Origin of the sequence: Streptomyces sp. IBSBF 3136, from assembly GCF_036815105.1 — a bacterium.
GTDB lineage: Bacteria > Actinomycetota > Actinomycetes > Streptomycetales > Streptomycetaceae > Streptomyces.
The window spans coordinates 38,080-44,925 of record NZ_JAJSZC010000038.1 but is presented as its reverse complement, the minus strand read 5'-3'; the positions used below and the strand labels follow the sequence as shown (position 1 = coordinate 44,925).

The 6,846-nt window shown below is 68.9% G+C and carries 4 protein-coding genes; all 4 read right to left on the bottom strand.

Annotated elements, in window-relative coordinates; translation table 11 throughout:
• Nucleotides 1-79: 79 nt before the first annotated feature.
• On the bottom strand, nucleotides 80-2,074 hold the full coding sequence (gene pknB, locus V7E45_RS11250; RefSeq protein WP_333773958.1) for a Stk1 family PASTA domain-containing Ser/Thr kinase: 1,995 nt from the start codon (nucleotides 2,072-2,074) through the stop codon (nucleotides 80-82).
• Nucleotides 2,075-2,246: 172 nt separating this feature from the next.
• On the bottom strand, nucleotides 2,247-3,725 hold the full coding sequence (locus V7E45_RS11245; protein ID WP_333773957.1) for a penicillin-binding transpeptidase domain-containing protein: 1,479 nt from the start codon (nucleotides 3,723-3,725) through the stop codon (nucleotides 2,247-2,249).
• On the bottom strand, nucleotides 3,722-5,170 hold the full coding sequence (locus tag V7E45_RS11240) for an FtsW/RodA/SpoVE family cell cycle protein (protein ID WP_333773956.1): 1,449 nt from the start codon (nucleotides 5,168-5,170) through the stop codon (nucleotides 3,722-3,724). Before V7E45_RS11240 ends, V7E45_RS11245 begins: the two co-directional genes overlap by 4 nt.
• Nucleotides 5,171-5,197: 27 nt before the next feature.
• A complete protein-coding gene (locus tag V7E45_RS11235) occupies nucleotides 5,198-6,745 on the bottom strand; it encodes a Stp1/IreP family PP2C-type Ser/Thr phosphatase (protein ID WP_333773963.1) in 1,548 nt (515 codons plus the stop codon).
• Between the last annotated feature and the right edge of the window lie 101 nt (nucleotides 6,746-6,846).

Genomic DNA, 6,846 nt, shown 5'->3' with positions numbered 1-6,846 from the left:
CGGTTTGTTTTGTGGGTTGAGTGTCGGGGGCGCCGGGGGGGGGCGGGGGGGCGGGCCCCCCCCTCGTGAGCGCGGGGCCTCAGCCCCCGACGCCGCCGAAGATGTTCGGCCCGCCGTTGTCGTTGTTGCCGTTGTTCCCGCCGCCCTGGTCGACCGTGAACAGGGTCACCGTGTCGCCCTGGTTGGCGTTGCTGCCCGGAGCCGGGTTGGAGGTGAGGACCACCGCGTTGTCGTCCTGCGCGCCCTGGACGTTCACCTGCAGGCCCAGGTCCTGGAGCATCTTCCTGGCGTCCTTGAGCGAGTGGTTCTGCACCTGCGGGACCTGCACCTGCTGCGGGCCCTGCGCCTTGCCCACGTTGATCGCGACCGGCGTGTTCTTGCTGACCTGCTGGCCGGCCTGCGGGGTGGTGCTCTGGACCTTGCCGTCCTGACCGGGGTCGGTGACGGCGACGTCGTTGCAGTTCGCGTTGGGCGCCAGGCCCTTCGACTGGAGGATGGACTTCGCCTCGTCACAGGACTTGCCGGTGACGTCCGGGACGGAGACCTTCTCCTCCGCCTTGGCCACCGTCAGCGTGATCGTGGTGCCCTTCTCCTTGGAGGTGCCGCCCTCCGGGTCCTGGGAGATCACGACGCCCGGGGGCTGGGAGGACACCTCGGTCTTCCTGTCGACCGTGAAGCCCTTGTCCTCCAGCTGGGACTTGGCCTTGTCGAACTGGATGCCGCGCACGTCCGGCACGTCGACCTTCGGGGCGCCCGTGGACACCACGACGTTGATCGTGTCGTTCTTCTTGACGTCGGAGCCGGCCACCGGGTCCTGGGTGCAGACGTTGCCCTTGGGCTGGTCCGCGCACGGCTTGCGGGTGGGCGGCGCCAGCTTCAGGTCCGAGTTCACGGCCATCTTCTGGGCGACGCCGTAGCTGTTGCCGACGAAGTTCGGGGCCTTGAAGGTCCCGTCGTCGTTCTTCCCGGTGAACGCCCATTTCCCGATCAGGATCGCGCCGATCAGGACCAGGACACCGGCGACCACCAGGAGGATCGTCGAGGTGTTGTTCTTCTTCTGCTGACGGCGCCGGTCGGGGCGGTCGTCGTAGCCGTAGCCGCCGTCGTCCGGGTTCATCGGCGGGAGCATGGTGGTCGCGCCCGCTCCGGCGTCCGAGCGCAGGGCCGTCGTCTGCTGGTCGTCGGGATAGCCGCCGTAGCCGGCCGCGCCCATCGCGGCGGTCGCGGCGACCGGCTGGCCGTCGAGACAGGCCTCGATGTCGGCGCGCATCTCGTCGGCCGACTGGTAGCGGTAGTTCGGGTCCTTGACCAGCGCCTTCAGGACGATGGCGTCCATCTCGGGGGTGATCTCGGGGTCGAAGACGCTGGGCGCCTGCGGCTCCTCGCGGACGTGCTGGTAGGCCACGGCCACCGGGGAGTCGCCCACGAAGGGCGGCCGTACCGTCAGCAGCTCGTAGAGCAGGCACCCCGTCGAATACAGGTCCGAGCGGGCGTCGACCTGCTCGCCCTTCGCCTGCTCCGGCGACAGGTACTGCGCGGTGCCGATGACCGCCGCCGTCTGCGTCATGGTCATGCCGGAGTCGCCCATCGCGCGGGCGATGCCGAAGTCCATCACCTTGACCTGACCGTTGCGGGTCAGCATGACGTTGGCCGGCTTGATGTCGCGGTGGACGATGCCGCTGCGGTGGGCGTACTCCAGACCCTGGAGGATGCCGATCGTCATCTCCATGGCGCGCTCGGGCAACAGCTTGCGGCCCGAGTGCAGCAGCTCACGGAGCGTGGAGCCGTCGACGTACTCCATCACGATGTACGGGATCGAGACCCCGTCGATGTAGTCCTCGCCCGTGTCGTAGACCGCGACGATCGCGGGATGGTTGAGCGAGGCGGCCGACTGGGCCTCCCGGCGGAAGCGGGCCTGGAAGGACGGATCACGCGCGAGGTCCGCGCGCAGCGTCTTCACCGCCACGGTGCGGCCGAGGCGGGTGTCATGCGCGAGGTAGACCTCCGCCATGCCACCACGTCCGAGCACCTGGCCCAGCTCGTACCGGCCGCCGAGGCGACGCGGCTCTTCCATAGCTACCTACCAGCCCTCTCCGTCGGTCCCGGCCGCACACGTCCGTGCGCGGCCGGAGGCTGCCGTCCGGGCCTACCGTACCCGGCTCGCTCTGTGTGACCTGGCCAAGCCCGTAACCCGATACAGGACCGGTATCGCAACGTGCGACGATGTGAAGAGGGCGTGATGGGGGTCACTTCTTGGATTGGATGACTGCCTCCATGACCTTCTTCGCGATCGGCGCGGCCAGGCCGCCGCCGGAGATGTCGTCGCGGTTGGCGTTCTCGTCCTCGACCACCACGGCCACGGCGACCGGCGAGCTGCCGTCGCTGAGCTTGGCGTAGGAGATGAACCACGCGTAGGGGTTCGCGCTGTTCGCCACGCCGTGCTGGGCGGTACCGGTCTTGCCGCCGACGGTGACACCGCCGCCGATCTGCGCGTTCTTGCCCGTACCGTCCTTGACGACGGTCTCCATCATCTGCTGCAGGACCTGCGCGTTCTTCGGCGAGAGCGGCCGGCTCAGCTCCTGCGGGTCGGTCGTGGTGACCGGGTCGACGTTGGAGGACTGCAGCTCGTCGACCATGTACGGCTTCATCAGCCGGCCGTCGTTGGCGACGGCCGAGGCGACCATGGCCATCTGCAGCGGGGTGGCCGCGGTGTTGTACTGGCCGATCGAGGACAGCGCGGTCTGCGAGTCGTTCATGTGGTCGGAGAACACCGACGCGTTGGAGCGGACCGGCGTGAACTGCTCGGAGGTGAAACCGAACTTCTTCGCCTCGGCGAGCATCTTGTCGTTGCCGAGGTCGGCGCCGATCTTGCCGAAGACGGTGTTGCAGGAGATCCGCAGGGCCTCACGCATGCTGACGTTCTTGCAGCGGATGCTGCCCTCGTTCTTCAGCTCGGTGTGCGTGCCCGTCATGATCCACGGCTGCGGCGAGTCGGTCGGCTCGTCCGCCGAGTTGTACTTGCCGTTCTCCAGCGCGGCCGCGGCCGTGACGACCTTGAAGGTCGAGCCCGGCGGGTAGGTCTCGCGCAGCGCCCGGTTCAGCATCGGGTCGGCCGGGTCGTTCTTCTTCTGGAGCTTGTTCCAGGCCGCGGCGTCGTCGTTGGTGTTGCCCGCGAACGACGAGGGGTTGTACGACGGGTAGGAGGCCAGCGCGAGGATCTTGCCGGTGGAGGGCTCCAGAGCGACCACCGCGCCCTTGCCGCCCCGGGACTTCAGACCGTCGAACGCCGCCTTCTGCGCGGCCGCGTTGAGCGTGGTGACGACGTTGCCGCCCTGCCTCGGCTTGCCCGTGAGCATGTCGAGCGTGTTGCGGAAGAACAGCCGGTCGTCGTTGCCGGTGAGGATGCCGTCGTTGAGCTTCTCCAGCTGGCTGCCGTCGAAGGCCTGCGAGGAGTAACCGGTGACCGGGGCCCACATGGGCCCGTTCTTGTAGGTCCGCTTGTACTTGAAGTCGCCGTTCTTGGACTCGACGGAACCGGTTATCGGGTTGCCGTCGACGATGATGTCGCCGCGCGGGTGGGCGTAGCGCTCGATGGCGACCCGGCGGTTGTCCTTCTCGCTCGCCAGCTGGTCAGCCTTGACGTACTGGAGGTAGTTGTCGCGGATCAACAGAGCCAGGACGAGCAGGCCGCAGAAGATCGCGATCCGGCGCAGGGGCTTGTTCATGACGGTCGGACCACCTGGGTCATCTCGGCGTCGGGGTTGCTGGCAGGGGTGGGCGCCGGGCGGCGGGCGGTGTCGCTGATGCGGATGAGGATGGCGATGAGCGCCCAGTTGGCCAGCACGGAGGAACCACCGGACGCCAGGAACGGCATGGTCATACCGGTCAGCGGGATGAGCCCCATGACACCGCCGGCGACCACGAAGACCTGGAGGGCGAAGGCGCCGGACAGGCCGACGGCGAGCAGCTTGCCGAACGGGTCGCGGGCGGCCAGTGCCGTGCGCACGCCACGCTCCACGATCAGGCCGTAGATCAGCAGGATCGCCATGATGCCCGCCAGGCCCAGCTCCTCGCCGAAGGTCGCGAGGACGAAGTCGGAGTTGGCGGCGAACTTGATCAGGTCCGAGTGGCCCTGCCCCCAGCCGGTGCCGAGGGTGCCACCGGAGCCGAACGCCCACAGGGACTGCTGGAGCTGGTCGGAGTGCAGGATGCCGTCGTGCGTGATCTGGCGGCTGAGCTGGTACTCGCGCATCGGGTCGAGCCAGGCGTGCACACGCGTCTGGATGTGCGGCTCGAAGCTCGCCACGCCGACGGCGCCGACCGCGGACATCAGCAGACCGAAGACGATCCAGCTGGTCCGCTCGGTGGCGACGTACAGCATGATGACGAACATTCCGAAGAACAGCAGCGAGGTGCCGAGGTCGGTCTCGAAGACGAGGATGAGGATCGAGATCGCCCAGACGACCAGGATCGGGCCGAGGTCGCGGCCACGCGGCAGGTACAGGCCCATGAAGCGGCGGCTGGCCAGGGCCAGGGCGTCGCGCTTCACCATCAGGTAGCCGGCGAAGAAGATCGCCAGGACGATCTTCGCGAACTCCCCGGGCTGGAGCGAGCCCAGGCCGGGGATGCGGATCCAGATCTTGGCGCCGTAGATGTTGGCGCCAAGACCCGGGACCAGCGGCAGGATCAGCAGGACCAGCGCGCCGAACATGGAGATGTAGGTGTAGCGCTGCAGGACGCGGTGGTCCTTCAGGAAGATCAGCACCACGGCGAACACGGCGATGGCCAGGGCGGTGTACAGCAGCTGCCGGGGGGCGGCCGGCGAGAAGTTAGGCAGTGACTGGAGCAGCCTCGACTGGTCCAGCCGCCAGATGACCACCAGGCCGAGCCCGTTGAGCAGGGTCGCCAGCGGCAGCAGCAGCGGGTCGGCGTACGGGGCGAACTTGCGCACCGCGAGGTGGGCGACGCCGGCCAGCAGCGCGAGGCCGAGGCCGTAGCTCAGCAGCCCCGTGGGCACCTGGTCGTCGATGGCCAGACCCACGTTGGCGTAGGCGAACACCGGGATGACCACGGCGAACACCAGCAGAGCCAGCTCGGTGTTGCGCCGGCTCGGCGCGCCGATCGCGCCGATGGTGGACGTGTGGTGCGTCGAATTCGAAGTACTGCTCATCGTGTGACAGGGCCCCTCACGGCTTGCTCACTGCTTGCCGCACTGATCGACGACCTTCTGCTCATCCTCGGAGAGGCTCGGGCCGGGGTTGGGAGTGGCGGTCGCGGACGGGCTCGGGGACTTCGAAGGCGACTTCGAGGAGCCCGAGGCCGACGGGTTCGGCGTCGGTGATGCCTTGGACGTGAAGGAGGTACGGGTGGTTCCCGTGGTGCCTCCGGCCCCGCCCTGGCCCGTCTTGGCGTGGTGCTCGCTCTGCGCGGCGGCGCGTTCCGCCTGCTTCCGGCACGCTGAGGCCTGCACGGTCAGCGCCTTGATCTTCGTCTGCGCCTGCTGCAGGCCGCCCGCCGCGATCGTGTTCTTGATCTGCTTCTGCTGGTAGGGCGGCAGGTACTTGAGTTCGATCTCGGGGTGGTCCTGCTGCACCTTCGACAGCGACACCCAGGCCAGGTCCTGGCTGATGCCGCGGTACAGAGCGACGTGCTCGCCGTTGGTGCCGACGTAGTACTGCGTCTGCGTCCAGCGGTAACCGCCGTACAGTCCGCCGCCGATCACCGCGAGGGCGAGGATGCCGTACACCGATCTCTTCAGCCACCTGCGGTTCTTGCGGGGCTTGGTGAAGTCCTCGTCGGTGTAGTCGCCGAAGCCGCCGGCGGGCGCGTAGCCGGTGCTGTCGCCGGAGCCGGGCGGGCCGAACTCGCCGCCGCCCTGCCCGTGGCCCTGGCGGCCGAGGTGGGAGGCGCGGCCGGCCGGCGTCTGCATGATGCCGTTGTCGTGCAGGTGGTGCTGGTTCTCGGCGACGGCGCCGACCACGACCGGGGTGTCGGACAGCTGCCCGGCGAGGGTGTCACCGGTGTCCAGGTCGAGCACGTCGGCGACGATCACGGTGATGTTGTCCGGGCCGCCGCCGCGCAGCGCGAGCTGGATCAGCTCCTGCACGGTCTCCTGGGGGCCCTGGTAGCTGGCGAGGGTCTCCTCCATCGTCTGGTGGGAGACGACGCCGGACAGGCCGTCGGAGCAGATCAGGTACCGGTCGCCGGCCCGCACCTCGCGGATCGACAGGTCGGGCTCGACGTGGTCGCCGCTGCCGAGCGCGCGCATGAGCAGGGAGCGCTGCGGGTGGGTGGTGGCCTCTTCCTCGGTGATCCGGCCCTCGTCCACGAGCCGCTGCACCCAGGTGTGGTCCTGGGTGATCTGGGTCAGCACCCCGTCGCGCAGCAGGTAGGCGCGGGAGTCGCCGACGTGCACGAGGCCGAGCCGCTGCCCGGTCCACAGCAGGGCGGTGAGCGTGGTGCCCATGCCCTCAAGCTGGGGATCCTCGTCGACCATGGAGCGCAGCTGGTCGTTGGCGCGCTGCACGGCGACGCCGAGCGAGGTCAGGATGTCGGAGCCGGGCACGTCGTCGTCGAGCGTGACCAGGGTGGAGATGACCTCGGAGGAGGCGACCTCGCCGGCCGCCTGGCCGCCCATGCCGTCGGCGATGGCGAGCAGGCGCGGACCGGCGTAACCGGAGTCCTCGTTGCCCTCCCGGATCATGCCCTTGTGCGATCCGGCGGCGAAGCGCAGTGACAGACTCATGCGCACCTCGCCCGTCGGCTCCGGGTACAGCCGGTCGTGTCGAGCCACACTGCCCACCCTCCGGTCGGGAGCGCGCCGCAGACCGGGGTGCGGCCTGCCGC

Bases quoted from the DNA above. Each gene is read 5' to 3' on its own strand.
- V7E45_RS11240 (WP_333773956.1), bottom strand. From the start codon at position 5,170: ATGAGCAGTACTTCGAATTCGACGCACCACACGTCCACCATCGGCGCG.
- V7E45_RS11235 (WP_333773963.1), bottom strand. From the start codon at position 6,745: ATGAGTCTGTCACTGCGCTTCGCCGCCGGATCGCACAAGGGCATGATC.
- pknB (WP_333773958.1), bottom strand. From the start codon at position 2,074: ATGGAAGAGCCGCGTCGCCTCGGCGGCCGGTACGAGCTGGGCCAGGTG.
- V7E45_RS11245 (WP_333773957.1), bottom strand. From the start codon at position 3,725: ATGAACAAGCCCCTGCGCCGGATCGCGATCTTCTGCGGCCTGCTCGTC.